The 15,960-nt window shown below is 38.3% G+C and carries 13 protein-coding genes; 6 read left to right on the top strand and 7 right to left on the bottom strand.

Annotated elements, in window-relative coordinates; genetic code table 11:
• From ACXAGS_RS09555 to hppD, 4 genes are all read right to left on the bottom strand, one after another.
• Complete coding sequence (locus ACXAGS_RS09555; RefSeq protein ID WP_474906329.1) at positions 1 to 876, bottom strand: flavin reductase family protein; 876 nt, start codon at positions 874 to 876, stop codon at positions 1 to 3.
• A 6-nt stretch (positions 877 to 882) separates the two neighbouring features.
• Complete coding sequence (fahA, locus tag ACXAGS_RS09550; RefSeq protein WP_474906328.1) at positions 883 to 2,103, bottom strand: fumarylacetoacetase; 1,221 nt, start codon at positions 2,101 to 2,103, stop codon at positions 883 to 885.
• A gap of 78 nt (positions 2,104 to 2,181) precedes the next feature.
• A complete protein-coding gene (locus tag ACXAGS_RS09545; RefSeq protein WP_474906327.1) occupies positions 2,182 to 3,339 on the bottom strand; it encodes a homogentisate 1,2-dioxygenase in 1,158 nt (385 codons plus the stop codon).
• A gap of 81 nt (positions 3,340 to 3,420) precedes the next feature.
• Positions 3,421 to 4,551, bottom strand: a complete 1,131-nt coding sequence (gene hppD / locus ACXAGS_RS09540) for a 4-hydroxyphenylpyruvate dioxygenase (protein WP_474906326.1) — start codon at positions 4,549 to 4,551, stop codon at positions 3,421 to 3,423.
• A 117-nt stretch (positions 4,552 to 4,668) separates the two neighbouring features.
• Here hppD and ACXAGS_RS09535 point away from each other — a divergent pair, with 117 nt between their 5' ends.
• The 3 genes from ACXAGS_RS09535 to ACXAGS_RS09525 all read left to right on the top strand — a co-directional run bounded on the left by ACXAGS_RS09535 (position 4,669) and on the right by ACXAGS_RS09525 (position 8,612).
• Positions 4,669 to 5,115, top strand: a complete 447-nt coding sequence (locus tag ACXAGS_RS09535) for a MarR family winged helix-turn-helix transcriptional regulator (protein WP_474906325.1) — start codon at positions 4,669 to 4,671, stop codon at positions 5,113 to 5,115.
• Between the two features lie 193 nt (positions 5,116 to 5,308).
• A complete protein-coding gene (pta, locus tag ACXAGS_RS09530) occupies positions 5,309 to 7,408 on the top strand; it encodes a phosphate acetyltransferase (RefSeq protein ID WP_474906324.1) in 2,100 nt (699 codons plus the stop codon).
• A gap of 25 nt (positions 7,409 to 7,433) precedes the next feature.
• A complete protein-coding gene (locus ACXAGS_RS09525) occupies positions 7,434 to 8,612 on the top strand; it encodes an acetate/propionate family kinase (RefSeq protein WP_474906323.1) in 1,179 nt (392 codons plus the stop codon).
• A 37-nt stretch (positions 8,613 to 8,649) separates the two neighbouring features.
• Here ACXAGS_RS09525 and ACXAGS_RS09520 read toward each other — a convergent pair whose 3' ends face one another.
• A complete protein-coding gene (locus ACXAGS_RS09520; protein WP_474906322.1) occupies positions 8,650 to 9,108 on the bottom strand; it encodes a hypothetical protein in 459 nt (152 codons plus the stop codon).
• Between the two features lie 193 nt (positions 9,109 to 9,301).
• Here ACXAGS_RS09520 and ACXAGS_RS09515 point away from each other — a divergent pair, with 193 nt between their 5' ends.
• The gene (locus tag ACXAGS_RS09515) at positions 9,302 to 9,859 is read left to right on the top strand and encodes a hypothetical protein (protein ID WP_474906321.1); all 558 of its coding nucleotides are present in this window, start codon (positions 9,302 to 9,304) and stop codon (positions 9,857 to 9,859) included.
• Between the two features lie 49 nt (positions 9,860 to 9,908).
• On the opposite strand, the gene polA is transcribed toward ACXAGS_RS09515, so the two are convergent.
• Entirely contained in the window at positions 9,909 to 12,743 is a 2,835-nt protein-coding gene (polA, locus tag ACXAGS_RS09510) for a DNA polymerase I (RefSeq protein WP_474906320.1), read from the bottom strand.
• A gap of 158 nt (positions 12,744 to 12,901) precedes the next feature.
• Positions 12,902 to 13,900 (bottom strand): isoaspartyl peptidase/L-asparaginase family protein, encoded by a 999-nt coding sequence (locus tag ACXAGS_RS09505; RefSeq protein WP_474906319.1) that lies wholly within the window; start codon positions 13,898 to 13,900, stop codon positions 12,902 to 12,904.
• A 38-nt stretch (positions 13,901 to 13,938) separates the two neighbouring features.
• Here ACXAGS_RS09505 and ACXAGS_RS09500 point away from each other — a divergent pair, with 38 nt between their 5' ends.
• Together ACXAGS_RS09500 and ACXAGS_RS09495 are read left to right on the top strand one after the other, a co-directional pair.
• Entirely contained in the window at positions 13,939 to 14,658 is a 720-nt protein-coding gene (locus tag ACXAGS_RS09500) for a copper homeostasis protein CutC (RefSeq protein ID WP_474906318.1), read from the top strand.
• Between the two features lie 53 nt (positions 14,659 to 14,711).
• Positions 14,712 to 15,938, top strand: coding sequence for a metallophosphoesterase (locus tag ACXAGS_RS09495; protein WP_474906317.1), 1,227 nt, complete (start codon positions 14,712 to 14,714; stop codon positions 15,936 to 15,938).
• The last annotated feature ends 22 nt before the right edge of the window (positions 15,939 to 15,960 follow it).

Below are 15,960 nucleotides of genomic sequence, written 5' to 3'. Positions count from 1 at the left end.
TTACTCGTTTAGTGTTTCGGCATGCAGTAATAGTGCCATAGCTTTGATGGTGTCGCCGTCTTCTAGAATAGACTTTGCTAGTTGGTGAATTTCAATTTTGGTAGCTGGCAGGTCCATTTCTTTAACTATGGAATTTATCAAATCTGCAGTAGGTAGGGCTTCCATATTGCCCAATCGTCCTAAATTATTTCCTGTTAATACACTACTATTACGTATACCTTCTGGCAGTGTATCTACACCAATGCCAAGTGTCCGTATGGGTTTTGGTATCTCAAAAAGGGCCTCGCCATTGGCATGTACATAATGGCTGCCTCCCATACGCCCAACCAAATCTAATTTGGTAGTATCTAATTGCCCATCGGTAAGATAATCTTCGTTTAGGTGTACGTTTACTACTTTGGCAATGACCAAATTTCCTGCTCCTGGCGTTTGTGCTAGCTCTATAACTTCTTGTACGGTGCATTCCAAGGCAACGGGGGCTTCCGCAACTCGGGGTGGTCTTATTTTTTCTGAAGGAGATTGGGTAAAGCCAGCTTTTTCAAATTCGTTTACACCCTTAGCATACGCAGTGCTAGCAAGTGACATTTGCTCTACCATAGCGTGGTTAACAATATTGATGGTTACCTCTGGTACAGCAACTACATTCTCGTGTGTATGCTTAAGGCTGTTATCTCGCCCAGAGCGTGCCGGAGAAAATATAAGAATAGGCGGATTAGAACTAAAGACATTAAAAAAGCTAAATGGACTCAGATTTACATTGCCTTCTTTGTCTACTGTACTGGCAAAGCAAATGGGTCTAGGTGCCACTGCCGTTAAAAGAATACTGTGTAACTCTGGTTGTGATATGCTATTGGGGTCAATGGTTTTTATAGCCATGATATTTTATTTTGCAGGTAAAACTTTTGTGCTAACCTTTCCAAAACCAATACGTTTACCTTCCTTTTCTGCATAACCGCGCATGGTAACAGTATCCCCATCATTGATAAATTTACGTTCTGTACCGTCTTTTAATTGTATGGGTTTTGTGCCCATCCAAGCTAGCTCTAGCATAGAACCGTAGCTGTTTTCATCTTTGCCAGAAATGGTTCCAGAAGCCATCATGTCTCCAATATGTACGTTACAGCCATTTACCGTGTGGTGCGCTAATTGTTGCGCCATATTCCAATACATGTATTTAAAATTACTCTTGCAAATTGTAGTATCTTCTCCATTTTCTGGAGTTAGGGTAACCTCTAGGTTAATGTCATAATTTTTTGCCCCTTCGTATTCTAAATAGGGGAGTACGTTAGGTTCTTGTGTTGGCCCTTGAACCCTAAATTGGTCCAATGCTTCTAAGGTTACAATCCAAGGAGAAATGGAGGAGGCAAAATTCTTTGCTAAAAATGGCCCTAAAGGAACGTATTCCCATTTCTGAATATCACGAGCAGACCAGTCGTTGAATAGTACCAATCCAAAAATATAATCTTCTGCTTGGCTAGTAGTAATGGCATCTCCCATTTGGGTAGTCTTGCCAACAACGAATCCCATTTCCAATTCAAAATCCAAACGTTGTGTAGGTCCAAAGACTGGCTGCGTTGCATCTTTGGGTAAGGTTTGTCCTTTTGGTCTGTGTATGGGTTGCCCACTTACAATAATAGAACTCGCCCTGCCATGATACCCTACGGGAATATGTTTCCAGTTAGGTAAAAGTGCATTTTTTGGGTCACGAAACATTTTGCCAACATTAGTAGCATGTTCAATGCTTGAGTAGAAATCGGTATAATCCCCAACGCAAACCGGCATATGCATTTGCGCATCTTCTTGTAATACAAAAAGTTCTGGTTTATTGGCTAAAACAGAATTGTCGTCTTGCAACCATCCTTGAATATCGGTTCTAACTTTAGAGGTGATTTCTTTTCCAAGAGCGATGAAATCATTTAGGTCTGAACGTTCTAAAACAGCGGTGTTAAAATTGAAAACATCCAATTCTGCCACAGCAGCTAGGTCTAGAATATGATTGCCGATGGCAACCCCTGCTCTAGGGCTTCTATCTTTAGTAGAAAAAATGCCAAAAGGAATATTGTGAATGCTAAAATCTGAATTAGCGGGTATGTTTACTATCATAGCTTTCTTATCATTTCTGCTCGCGCAGAAAACGTTACTTTATTAAGGAGTGTTCGTTCTATTGTTGGATAATTTTATTTATTCTACCCATGACTTATAATAAGCCCCATCATCTATTTTTAGGGCGTTTTCTGTAACCATTAGCGGTTTAAATGTATCTATCATCACGGCTAGTTCTTCGGTACCTTTTTTACCAATACTAGCTTCGTACGTACCAGGGTGTGGCCCGTGGGGTATACCTGCTGGATGTAGTGAGATATAACCAGGCCCAATACCTGTTCTGCTCATAAAATCGCCATCAACGTAATACAAAACCTCATCAGAATCTATGTTTGAGTGATTGTAAGGTGCAGGAATTGCTTTAGGATGATAATCGTATAAACGTGGACAGAAAGAACAAACCACGAAGGCATTGGTTTCAAAAGTTTGGTGTACTGGTGGTGGTTGGTGTACACGGCCCGTTATGGGTTCAAAATTATGTATGCTAAATCCGTAAGGAAAATTGTAGCCATCCCAGCCCACAACATCAAATGGATGTGTAGCGTAGACTAAGCTATGCAACATACCTTGTTTTTTTATTTTTAGGGTAAAAGCGCCTTTCTCGTCAAAGCTTTGTAAATCTTGCGGCAATTTATAATCGCGCTCACAGAAAGGAGAATGCTCTAACAATTGCCCAAACCAATTACGATACCTTTTAGGCGTGTAAATAGGTGAAAAGGATTCTGCATACAGAATTCGGTTATCTTCTGTGTCAAAATCTATTTGGTATATCATTCCCCTGGGAATAATTATATAATCGCCATATTCAAAAGGAATATTTCCTAAAAAAGTACGTAACGTGCCAGAACCTTTGTGAATAAAAAGCATTTCGTCTGCATCGGCATTTTTATAGAAATACTCGGTTAAAGATTTTTTAGGAGCTGCCAACCCCACATGCACATCGCTATTTACTAATAAAGGTTCGCGAGCCTCTAGAAAATCGTCCTTAGGAGCAACATCAAACCCAATAAATTTGCGAGACGTGATGTTTTTAGCCACGGCTATTTTTGGCGATACATCTACGGCTTTACCAATTTCTTTTACCTGTGTAGGCCGGTGAATATGGTAGGATAGAGAGCTCATGCCATCAAACCCAATTGTGCCAAATAGTTGCTCATAGTACAAGCCGCCCTCTGGTTTGGTAAACTGGGTATGGCGCTTAGGAGGTATCTTTCCTAATTTATGATATATAGGCATATGTTTTTAGTTAAAAATTAAATTGAGCAATTGGTATTAAGTTACGGAAAACTACAATGCCAATTGCGCAATAGTAACCAATTAATGTAAGGTTCCCCTTAACTCTTGTTCGCGCTCAATTGCTTCAAACAAGGCTTTAAAATTACCCTTGCCAAAAGATTGTGCACCTTTACGTTGTATAATTTCAAAGAACATGGTGGGTCTTGGTTCTACTGGTTTGGTAAAGATTTGTAATAAATACCCCTCATCATCACGGTCTACTAGAATTCCTAATTCTTTTAGCGGAGCAATATCCTCATCAATCTCACCTACACGGTCGGTAACCACATCGTAATACGTATCTGGTACTCGTAAAAATTCTACCCCTCTTGAGCGTAAATCGCGTACCGTTTTAATAATATCGTCCGTAGCCACCGCTATGTGTTGCACGCCTTCACCCTCATAAAAATCTAAATATTCTTCAACTTGCGATTTTTTCTTGCCTTCTGCAGGTTCATTTATTGGGAATTTAATACGGCCGTTACCATTACTCATTACCTTGCTCATTAAGGCAGTATACTCGGTAGAAATGTCATTATCGTCAAAAGAAAGTATGTTTTTAAAGCCCATTACCTTCTCATAGAAATTTACCCAGTGGTTCATTTTGTTCCACCCTACATTACCAACCATATGGTCTACGTATTTTAAACCAGTTGGGGCTGGGTTGTAATTTGGTGTTTCCCATTTGGTAAAGCCCGGTAAAAAAGTACCGTTATAATCTTTGCGCTCTACAAACATGTGTACGGTTTCGCCATAGGTGTAGATTCCTGCTCGTACTACTTTACCGTTAGCATCTTCTTCGGTAATAGGTTCTTGGTAAGATTTTGCGCCTCTTTCCATAGCAGTATTGTAAGCTTGTGTAGCATCTTCTACCCAAAGTGCAACCACCTTAACACCATCACCGTGTTGGTCTATGTGTTTGCCAATTGTAGTACCGCTTTTAAGAGGAGATGTAAGGATTAATCTAATTTTATCTTGCACTACCACATAGCTCTCGCGGTCTTTTAAGCCGGTTGCTAGCCCAGCATGCGCTAAGGATTGAAATCCAAAAGCTGTCTTATAGTAGTGAGCCGCCTGTAGCGAATTGCCAACATAAAGTTCTACATAATCGGTGCCATTTATTGGCATAAAGTCTAATTCTGTATGTTGTTGCTCTAGTGTTTTTGCTTCCATATTGCAGTAGTTTTAGTTTAATGCTTTTGATTTATTGTTGTTGATGCAACAAAAATAAAAGAAAAATTGAATGGTGCTAGGAATTTGTAGAAATTTTAGGTTAAATTTTGCGGCAGTATGTTGAACAAGATTGATGAAATACACGGTATAGGTCTACATTTAGATTTAGTATTACGGAAAATACAAGATGCTTATCTACGAGCATTTGATAGTTTGGATGTGCAAATGACCATTGAGCAATGGGTAATTATGCATCAGGTATATAACATGGGAGAAGAGGCTTCCCAGCGTGAAATAACCCAGCTTAATTTTAGAAATAGAGCCACTATTTCTAGGGTTATTGGTGGTTTAGAACGAAAAGGTTGGATTAAAAAAACGCGTTTTGAAGGTGATTTAAAACGATTTAAATTAGAGCTGACTACCAATGGAGCAGAAGTTGTAGAAAAAGTGCTGCCAGAAGCTTTACGTTTGCGGCGGTTGGCGGTTAAAGATATGGAGCCTACTGAATTTGCAACTTTTTTACAAGTATTGGATACGCTAGGAGCTAATTATGAAGCTAGCTGATAACTTTCCTTATAATTCCAAATAAACCTGACAATCGTCATAGTTAACTTTTACCAATTACTAGAAATTTGAAACGGTATTTCCTTTAGATTATAGCTACATAACTAATGGTCTAATTGAGAATGCAAAAAATCTGGTAAGTACAGGATAATTTGTACTTCAATCCTTAATTTTAAAGAAATCAGAATAATTAATGACAAAGTCAATTTATATATCCGGTTTAGAAGCAAATAGTGGTAAATCGTTAGTGTCTGTAGGTATTGTAGATACTTTATTAAAACGTACGGGAACCGTAGGTTATTTTAAACCCATCATCCTAGACACCCAAGAAAAGGATGACAACATTACCTTGGTATTGGGCATGGTAAATTCTAAACAAACATATGATGAATCTTTCTCATTTCAAGCTAGTGAAATGAGTGATTTGCTGGAAGAAGGTAAGTTTGAGCGTATAATAGAAAGGATAATAGTTGATTATAAGAATCTAGAGAAGAAACACGATGTGGTTCTGATAGAAGGAACCGATTTTGTTGGGGAAAACAGTCATTTTGAATTTGAAATAAACGCACGTATTGCCCAAAATATTGGTGCGCCGGTTTTGCTTATAGGAAATGGTAAGGGTAAAAAACCTAAAGAATTGGCCCGTCAATTACATATTGCTTTAGACCAGTTTGAAGAGTTCAATTGTGAAGTTATAGGTACCATAGTAAACAAAGTTAAAGAAGCCGATACGGACGATTATCTTTCTATGCTTCGTGAAAAATTGGGAGGTACGGGCAAAAAGAAATTGTTCTCTGCCATTCCGCAGATTCCTACACTTTCTGCCCCCATGCTATCAGAAGTTGCAGAAACACTAGAAGCACAGGTTTTGTTTGGCGAAGAAGAGTTGAACCAAAAACAAATGCATAGAGTGTCTATTGCAGCCATGCAATTGAAAAATTATCTTGAATTTATGAGCGAAGGTTGTGTGGTAGTTACTCCAGCGGACCGTTTGGATATTATTTTAGGAACGTTGCAGGCCAATCAATCTAAAAACTACCCATCAATATCTGGTATCGTCTTAACAGGAATTCATGATGTAGATAACGTAGTAATTAATCTCCTAGAAGGGTTAAAGCGAACGGTGCCTATTCTAAAGGTGAAAACAAATACGTTTAATACGGCCTTAGCACTAGATAGTATTGTACCTAAGTTGAAATTGGAATATAAAACAAAGTTTAACGCAGCTATTAGAGAATTTAATTCGCATGTAGATGTAGATTATCTCATTAATAAGTTTACCAATTTTAAAACCGATGTTTTAACGCCTAAGATGTTCCGTTACCGAATTATGGAGATGGCAACGGCTAATAAAAAACATATTGTTTTGCCAGAAGGGGAAGATGACCGCATTTTAAAAGCTACCGAAATACTGAGTAGAGACGGAGTGGTAAAAGTAACATTGTTAGGAGACCCTAAGACAATTAAAGATAAAATTACAAATAGTGGGTTAGCCATAGATTTGGAAAAAGTAGCTATTATCAATCCATCAGAATATGTAAAGTTTGACCAGTATGTAGAAACGCTCTATGAAGCGCGCAAACATAAAAACGTTACCCGAAAAATAGCGGAAGATTTAATGAGGGATGTTTCTTATTTTGGTACAATGATGGTCTTTTCAGGAGACGCAGACGGTATGGTTTCTGGGGCTGTGCATACCACCCAGCATACCATAAGACCTGCATTACAGTTTGTAAAAACAAAACCCAATGTAAATGTAGTTTCTTCTGTATTCTTTATGTGTTTAGAACACAAAGTGTTGGTTTATGGTGACTGTGCCGTAAACCCAAATCCTACAGCAACACAACTGGCAGAAATTGCTATTTCTTCTGCGCAAACGGCTAAAAATTTCGGTTTGGAACCAAAGGTGGCAATGTTATCATATTCTTCAGGTGAATCTGGTAAAGGAGAAGAGGTAGAGAAAGTGCGTGAAGCTACTAAATTGGTTAAAGCAAGTAATCCTGATTTGTTAATTGAAGGTCCAATACAATACGACGCTGCAGTAGACTTACAGGTAGGGCAAAAAAAGATGCCAAATTCTTTGGTTGCCGGTAAGGCCAATGTGTTGATTTTTCCAGATTTAAATACGGGAAACAATACGTATAAGGCGGTGCAGCGAGAAACGGGAGCATTGGCAATAGGGCCGGTATTACAAGGACTAAATAAACCTATTAACGATTTAAGCAGGGGTTGTACGGTAGATGATATTGTAAATACAGTAATTATTACCGCAGTACAGGCACAAGAAGATTAAAATATTCAACTAAACCCATATAACATTGAAAATCCTAGTTTTAAATTCGGGTAGTTCTTCCTTAAAATTTCAATTAATTCAATTACCGGAGCAAATTGTTTTAGCAAAAGGAGCTATAGAAGAAATTGGAAAAGATAAAAGTATTGTCAATTTTACTTCGGAAGAAAAAGATGACGTTAGAGAATTAACTGCAGTCCCTAATTTTGAAGTTGGTCTTAATAAAGTAGCCCAATGGTTAATGCAAGGAGCCGTAAAGCTTATAGAAAAACCGTCAGATTTGTTTGCCATTGGTCATAGAGTGGTACATGGTGGGGAAGTTTTAAAGAAAAGTATGTTGGCTACACCAGAGGTGAAGGCAGAGATTAAAAAGCTTTTTGGTTTGGCTCCGCTACATAATCCTGCTAATTTAAAAGGTATTGAGGTTGCTGAACAAATCTTTAAAGACGTTAAGCAATATGCTGTATTTGATACTTCTTTTTATGCAGATCTACCAGCTAAAGCATATCGTTATCCCGTACCAAAGGAGTGGTATACAGATTACGGTGTGCGGGTTTATGGTTTTCACGGGACGTCTCATAAATACGTTGCAGCAAAAGGTGTATCTTTTTTAGGTTTGGAAGAAAAACATAAGATAATTTCTATCCATTTAGGAAATGGCTGTAGCATGGCAGCTATTAAAAATGGTACTTGTATAGATACAACCATGGGGTTAGGCCCTTTACCAGGTTTAATGATGGGTACCCGCAGTGGAGATTTAGATCCTTCTGTTTTATTTTATTTGCATGAAAAAGGTTTTTCGGTTTCCGATTTAAAGGATGCCGTTAACAAGAAAAGTGGCCTGTTAGGTATAGCAGGTGATAACGATTTGCGTACCGTTTTACAGAAAAGAAAGGATGGTGATAAAGATGCGGCTTTAGCTATGGCCATTTATACGTATCGTATTAAAAAATATATTGGAGCTTATATAGCGGCCTTGGGTGGAGTTGATGCTTTGATTTTTACAGCAGGGGTAGGAGAGAATAGTGATGAAGTGCGATGGGAATCTTGTGAAGGGTTGGATTGTTTTAATATAAATTTGGATGCTGATTTAAACAATAAACGACTTGCTAACACTCGAAATATTTCGAAAGAAAATTCAGTGCCGGTGCTTGTAGTGCCTACTAATGAAGAATTGGCAATAGCGTTAGAAGTAAATACTTTATAAAAAAAGGCTTCCAAATTTGGAAGCCTTTTTCTTTAAATTACTCGTCCATACATTCTTTGTAGGCTTTCATAAAAGCAATTAGGTCTTCGGAGTTATTTCTAAATTCCTTTTCTTTAACCTTTTTCCCTAAGTCTGTACAATTTTCTCCAAGCATTGCGCCTAATTGTTTTCTAAAACCTAAAGCCCATTTAGTAGATAAGGTAGATTCTCCTGCTTTGGAACCTTTCTGTATAATCACCAATTCGTTATTTCTAAATTGGTACAACTTAAAGTATTTAGAACTATATAAGCGTTTAACAAATTTGTGGCCTGTATTTGCTTTGTTCAAGGTTACCGCTTCTGCAGCTTCTTTAAAAGGTATGGTATAAAGTTTTTCTCCATTACCAAAAACTACCATATCCACTTCACTTGCTGCAATGGTTCTTGGTACAGTCTTACCCTCAAAATCCTTTACAAATACGGATAGCTTGTTGTACAAGCTAGTTAATTTGGTCATGTTTACATACCCTGCTAGGGTATCGCCACTTTGGATCATAACGTAAGATAAGAACTCATGGTTGCTAATTTAACCTAAAATTTAGATAAAAGTGTGGTAGCAGGGTAATTTAGCATAGTTATTGGAAAATTAATTTGATGTCCAAGCTATACTCTCTTCGGAATTTTGTACCCTAAAATAAAATGGAATTGTTATGAAACATACAAGATTCTATCCAACAGCATGGCAGCAAATTCCGTATGCATTTGGTAATGCTACTAGAACGGAAAATGAAGAAGAAGTAATTGAGGTGGTTTTAAAGAACGAAATGGTTCAAGAACTTGAAGTTTCTGAGATGGTGCTTAATTTATCAAAGATTACCGCTATTTCAGATAGCGGAGAAGAATATAAGGTGCTAGATTTTTTTGGTCAAAAAGGAGTGCAATTAAAGAGCATGTATAGTGGTCTATTTTTACAAACTAGACAAATGATGCAATTACCCCTTGGAACATATACTGGGTTACGTTTTTATTTAAATGGCAACGGTAACACCTTTTCTTATAGCGATGGTTTGGTAGAACAGGCCAATGAATTTGAGTATTTGGAGTTTAATTTGGAGAAACCACTAAAGGTTTCTTCTCATCAAGGATCGGTTAAATTGTGGTTTGATTTAAAACCTTACAAATTTGGAATCAAGTGGAATGCCTTTTTAGATGCATTTAAGGTAGGAAAAAAACAGCGACCAAGATTAGCAGGTAGTTTTGGAAACTAAATAGTAAATAATATTGATAAAAAAAAAGCACCCATTTGGGTGCTTTTTTTTAATGCGCTTCTAACCAGTTTTGACCAATGCCTACTTCCACATCCAAAGGAACGGATAGTTTGTAGGCGTTTTCCATTTCAGACTGTATCAATTGCTTCATTTCTTCCAACTCATCCTTATGGCAATCAAAAACCAATTCATCATGTACCTGTAGTAACATTTTCGTTTTGTAGTTACCTTCTTCTAATTTCTTATGGATATTGATCATCGCAATTTTTATGATATCCGCCGCACTACCTTGTATAGGCGCGTTAACGGCATTTCGTTCTGCGGCACCGCGTACTACCTGGTTTCCGGCATTAATGTCTTTTAAGTATCTGCGCCTGCCTAGAACGGTCTGTACATAGCCGTTGTCACGTGCAAAGTCCACCTGCTCACTAATATAATTTCTAAGTTTAGGATAGGTTTTGTAATAGGTGTCTATTAATTCTTTGGCTTCCGCTCGGCTTAAATCGGTTTGGTTGCTTAGACCAAAAGCAGATACACCATAGATTATTCCAAAGTTTACTGTTTTGGCATTGCTACGTTGTTCACGAGTAACTTCTTCTAGGGGTACGCCAAACACTTTTGACGCAGTAGAAGCGTGGATGTCCATTCCATTTTTAAAGGCCTCTATCATCGTATCTTCTTCACTTAAAGCGGCTATAATACGTAGCTCTATTTGAGAATAATCTGCGGCTAAAAGCACATAGTTTTCATCTCTGGGTACAAAAGCTTTACGTACTTGTCTGCCGCGTTCTGTTCTAATAGGTATGTTTTGTAGGTTGGGATTATTACTGCTTAAACGACCTGTTGCCGCAACGGTTTGCATATAATCCGTATGTACCCTACCGGTAGCTTCTTCTACTTGTTCTGGTAGCGCATCTACATAAGTACTTTTAAGCTTGGTAAGACCACGGTAGTCCAACACGTGTTTTATGATTTCGTGCTCTTTTGCTAGGTAAGACAACACATCTTCCGAAGTAGAAAATTGACCTGTTTTAGTCTTTTTTGGTTTGTCTACCAATTTAAGTTTGCCAAATAATATTTCGCCTAGCTGTTTGGGAGAACCTATATTGAATTCTTCTCCAGCAGCTTTATATACTTTTTGCTCTAAGCTCTTAATGTCGTTATCTAACTCTGTTGATAGGGAAATAAGAAAGTCTTTGTCTAAGTTAATGCCTTCAGATTCCATATCTGCCAAAACGCGTAACAGCGGAATTTCTATTTCTTCAAATAATTTAGTGGTTTTGGCTTCTTCTAACTCAGGTTTAAAATGCTGTGCCAATTGAAAGGTTACATCTGCATCTTCTACGGCATACTCCGTCTGCTTTTCTAGGGGTACCTGCCGCATACTTAATTGATTTTTACCTTTTTTACCAATAAGCTCGGTTATAGAAACAGGAGTATAATTTAAATAGGTTTCTGATAGTACGTCCATGTTATGGCGCATATCTGGATTAATAAGATAGTGGGCCAACATGGTGTCGAACAACTTTCCTTTCACATCTACTCCGTAACGATGCATTACTTTAACATCATATTTTAAGTTTTGTCCAATTTTTTCTATGGTATCGGATTCAAAGAAAGGCCTTATCATTTCAATTTTTTCCTTTGCTGCCACTTGGTCTTCTGGAAAGGGAAGATAGAAACCCTTACCGGCATTCCAACTAAAGGCAATACCAACCAATTCTGCTTCTAAAGGATTTAAAGAAGTGGTTTCCGTATCAAAGCAAACCGAAGTTTGTTGCAATAATTGCTGCAAAAACAATTCAGTTGCCATACCATCTTCTACTAGTTGATAATGGTGGCTAACATCTTTTATAGTTTTACGGCTATTGGTTTCTGCTATAGTGGCGGCCGCCTCTGCGGGGTCTCCACCAAATAAGGTAAATTGGCCACTGCCTGCTATTTTGGCCTCTTTTTTGGCGGTTGGTGTGCTGCTAACTTGGGTGCCAGCTTCTGCCTCACCAGCATACAATTTTAAAAATTGGTCTTTTAGGCGTCTAAATTCTAATTCTTCAAAAAGCTCTTGTACTTTTTCGGCATCCGGTGGACAGATTTCATAATCATCCGCATCAAATGTTACTTCACAGTCGGTCTTGATTTCGGCAAGTTGTCGGGATAGTCTACCTAACTCCGCATTGGCTTCAACCTTTTCTTTCATTTTTCCTTTTAACTGGTCCGTATTGGCCAGCAAGCCTTCCATGCTACCAAACTGCTCCAGAAACTTCTTTGCGGTTTTGTCTCCAACGCCAGGTAATCCAGGTATGTTATCGCTCGCATCGCCCATCATCCCTAAATAATCAATAACCTGTTCTGGGCGTTCTACCCCAAATCTTTTTTGCACCTCTGGAATACCCCAAATCTCTATACCATTCCCCATACGGGCAGGGCGGTACATAAAGATGTTTTCACTTACCAATTGTCCAAAATCCTTATCTGGGGTTACCATGAATATCTTGTAGCCTTCTTTTTCGGCCTGCTTGGATAACGTACCAATTAAATCATCTGCTTCATAACCCTCTAGCTCTACAACAGGTATTTTCATGGCTTTTAAAATAGCTTGTATATACGGCACGGCAATTTTAATTGCCTCTGGCGTTTCATCTCTGTTGGCTTTATATTCTTCAAACAATTCTGTACGTTCCACGCTACCTCCTTTGTCAAATGCAACGGCCAAATGGTCTGGCTGTTCTCTTCGCATAACATCAAAAAGGGAATTCATAAATCCCATAATGGCACTGGTATCCATGCCTTTACTATTAATACGGGGATTTTTAATTAAAGCGTAATAGCCACGAAAAATTAGGGCATAGGCGTCTAAAAGAAATAGTCTTTTTTGTTCGGACATCAGATTTGTGTTAGAAGCACGAATTTAAAGATTACCAACGAGATTTAAGAATTGAACCAGTGGATTGAATAGATGATAAAAAAATAATCGTTCTAATTAGAGCTTTTTGCCAAAATCAGAACGATTATTTTCTTTCAATATGTGTTTAAAAAGCTTAGTTAAGCTTTTTCATAGAAACTTTTGACTTGTACATTTTCATGTCCGTTAGGGGAGTACTCCCTGTATGTGAAACCTGGGTGCACGCAATAACCCCCAGTTTCTCCGTTTTTATTAATGGCTAAGAAACCAATTTGAAAATCTTTACGGTCCTTATTTTTTGCCATAATACGTTTTACCCCTTCTTCACATGCTTCTTGAGGACTTTTACCTTGCCTCATTAGTTCTACGATTAAAAAACTACCAACAGTACGTATTACTTCTTCGCCCACACCCGTTGCGGTAGCGCCGCCTACTTCATTATCAATAAAAAGGCCGGCACCTATAATTGGACTGTCACCAACACGGCCAGCCACTTTATACGCCATTCCGCTAGTAGTACAAGCCCCTGCAATATCGCCTTTTTCATCAATGGCAAGCATGCCAATGGTATCATGGTTTTCTATGTTGATTATTGTTTCGTATTTAGAAGTTTTCTTCCATTCTTCGTATTGTTTTCTGGTACTTTCCGTAAAAAGGTCTTCTTTTTTAAACCCTTGCTCATAGGCGAACTGTTCAGCTCCTTTACCAGCTAAAATGATATGTGGTGTTTCTTCCATTACCTTACGGGCAACTGAAACAGGATGTGCTATGTTTTGTAAATAAACAACAGAACCACAGTTTCCATCTTTATCCATTATACAGGCGTCTAAGGTTACGTTACCATCACGGTCCGGTCTGCCTCCTTTGCCAACGGTTTCATTTTTTTCGTCTGCTTCCTCTACGCGTACCCCTTCTTCTACAGCATCTAACGCAGTGCCACCTTGGCTTAAAACTTCCCAGGCTTTGGCCGTGGCATTTTTAAAATCCCAAGTGCAGACTGCTATTGGCTTTATAGGGGCTGAGACAGCGCTTGGTGTTTCTTTTTTCGTTTCTGCATTGTTGCAAGAAGCAATAATTGGTGCAGAAATTGCCGCTGCAGTGGTTAGGCTGGAATTTTTTAAGAATTTTCTCCGTTTCATCTATGGTTGTTTATTTTTAGCTTTTTAAATATAGGAATATGTTGGTAGAAGTTTGTGCCAATTCGCTTACCTCCGCCATACGGGCGATGAACGCTGGTGCTGACAGGATAGAGCTCTGTTCAGAGTTGGGTGTTGGTGGGGTTACCCCATCTGCGGGAATGTTGAAAACGGTTTTGCAAGCCGTTTCCATTCCGGTTCATGTGTTGGTTAGGCCTAGAAGTGCCCATTTTACCTACACAAAAGATGAATTTAAGGTGCTACAGGCAGATATTGATTTTTGTCTGTCTCTAGGTGTACAGGGTATTGTTTCTGGGATTTTAACCAGGGATAATAGGTTGGACATAGAAAAGAACAAAGAATTAGTGAAACAATGTCAAGGAACTTCCTTTACCTTTCATAGAGCGTTTGATTGGTTGTCAGAGCCTGAAAAGGATTTATTGGCTTTAGAGGATATTGGAGTGCAAACGATACTCACATCTGGTAAACATTTGAGTGCTAAGGATGCTATAGAAACACTAGCAAATTGGCAAACTAAAACTGGCATTACCATTATGGCAGGTGGCGGGGTTTCTATAGACAATGCCAAATTGTTTAAAAATGCGGGCTTAAGGGCTATTCATCTTTCTGCATCAGGATTTGAAAATTCAATTTCGGTGAACAGAAAAATACCTATGAACGCTAGCAAACATCTTGCGGAACATCATGTTGCTTATAGTCAGTTAGAAACTATTAAGCAGGTGGTAGATGCCGTTAAATAATGTGAAATACATAGACTTACCTTAGGTAAACCAATATATTTGTTAAAAAAGCTATGCTTCGCTGGATATTTTTTATTGTGGTTTACCTAATTATGGGTTTTTATGCTTTGCAAGGCATACGCACCGCAACAAGGCAACCTTGGGTTCACTACTGCTTTATATTTATATCGCTCCTAGTTATAGGGAATTTTATCTATCAGTTTTCTATTGCGGATTCTGGTAGAGTGCTAAGTAGACCTAAGAGTTACGCATTTGGTTTTCTTTTGGCTATGCTATCTTTTCAATTAATTACGATACTTTTTCTTTTTGGTGAAGATATTTTTAGGCTTTTGGTAGGTACTTATAATAAATGGTTCCATACAGATAAGGAGTTTACCATACCAACAAGGCGTAGATTTTTAAGTGTTTTGGGATTAGGGTTGGCAGCCTTGCCTTTTGGGGCATTGCTCTATGGTATGTACAAGGGCAAGTACAATTATAAGGTTTTAAGCTACGAATTGGAGTTTGATGATTTGCCAGAAGCGTTTCATAATTATCAAATTACCCAAATATCTGATATACATTCCGGTAGTTTTGATGATTACAAGAAAATAGAATATGGTGTAAATCTAATAAACCAACAAAATAGCGATGTTATATTGTTTACTGGCGACATGGTGAATAATATGGCTAGCGAAATGGAACCATGGAAAGCGCTTTTTGGGTCGTTAAAAGCAAAGGATGGTAAGTTCTCGGTTCTTGGCAATCATGATTATGGTGATTATGTAGAATGGGAAACTAGTGAGGCTAAGGCTAAAAACTTAGAAGAGTTAAAAGCCATGCAAAAAGAAATGGGCTTTAGATTGCTATTGAATGAAAACAGCTATTTGGAAAAAGATGGTGCTCGTATTGCTTTGATAGGAGTAGAAAATTGGGGAGCAGGCGGCTTTAAAAAAGCGGGTGATTTAAAAAGAGCGGTAGCAGGTATACAAAAAGATGATTTTAAAATAGTTATGAGTCATGACCCCTCTCACTGGGAGCAAGAAATTATACATGACGACCACCATTACCATTTAACGTTAAGTGGGCATACCCATGGAATGCAATTTGGTATTGAGATTCCAGGTTGGTTTAAGTGGAGTCCAGTTAAATGGCGCTACACCTATTGGGCCGGTATTTACGAAGAATTTGGCCAGTATATTAACGTAAATAGGGGTTTTGGTTTTTTGGGGTACCCTGGTAGGGTAGGTATTTGGCCAGAAGTAACCGTGATAAAATTAAAAAAGAAGGGTTTAACTTGATTTTAACTCGAATGCTGGTTTG

It is taken from the genome of Croceivirga sp. ABH4_376 (assembly GCF_056160685.1).
This window is presented reverse-complemented; position numbering and strand designations above follow the sequence as displayed.

Coding starts and splice junctions, on each gene's coding strand:
- ACXAGS_RS09555 (WP_474906329.1), bottom strand. CDS start 876: ATGGCTATAAAAACCATTGACCCCAATAGCATATCACAACCAGAGTTA.
- fahA (WP_474906328.1), bottom strand. CDS start 2,103: ATGATAGTAAACATACCCGCTAATTCAGATTTTAGCATTCACAATATT.
- ACXAGS_RS09545 (WP_474906327.1), bottom strand. CDS start 3,339: ATGCCTATATATCATAAATTAGGAAAGATACCTCCTAAGCGCCATACC.
- hppD (WP_474906326.1), bottom strand. CDS start 4,551: ATGGAAGCAAAAACACTAGAGCAACAACATACAGAATTAGACTTTATG.
- ACXAGS_RS09535 (WP_474906325.1), top strand. CDS start 4,669: ATGTTGAACAAGATTGATGAAATACACGGTATAGGTCTACATTTAGAT.
- pta (WP_474906324.1), top strand. CDS start 5,309: ATGACAAAGTCAATTTATATATCCGGTTTAGAAGCAAATAGTGGTAAA.
- ACXAGS_RS09520 (WP_474906322.1), bottom strand. CDS start 9,108: ATGACCAAATTAACTAGCTTGTACAACAAGCTATCCGTATTTGTAAAG.
- ACXAGS_RS09515 (WP_474906321.1), top strand. CDS start 9,302: ATGAAACATACAAGATTCTATCCAACAGCATGGCAGCAAATTCCGTAT.
- polA (WP_474906320.1), bottom strand. CDS start 12,743: ATGTCCGAACAAAAAAGACTATTTCTTTTAGACGCCTATGCCCTAATT.
- ACXAGS_RS09505 (WP_474906319.1), bottom strand. CDS start 13,900: ATGAAACGGAGAAAATTCTTAAAAAATTCCAGCCTAACCACTGCAGCG.
- ACXAGS_RS09500 (WP_474906318.1), top strand. CDS start 13,939: ATGTTGGTAGAAGTTTGTGCCAATTCGCTTACCTCCGCCATACGGGCG.
- ACXAGS_RS09495 (WP_474906317.1), top strand. CDS start 14,712: ATGCTTCGCTGGATATTTTTTATTGTGGTTTACCTAATTATGGGTTTT.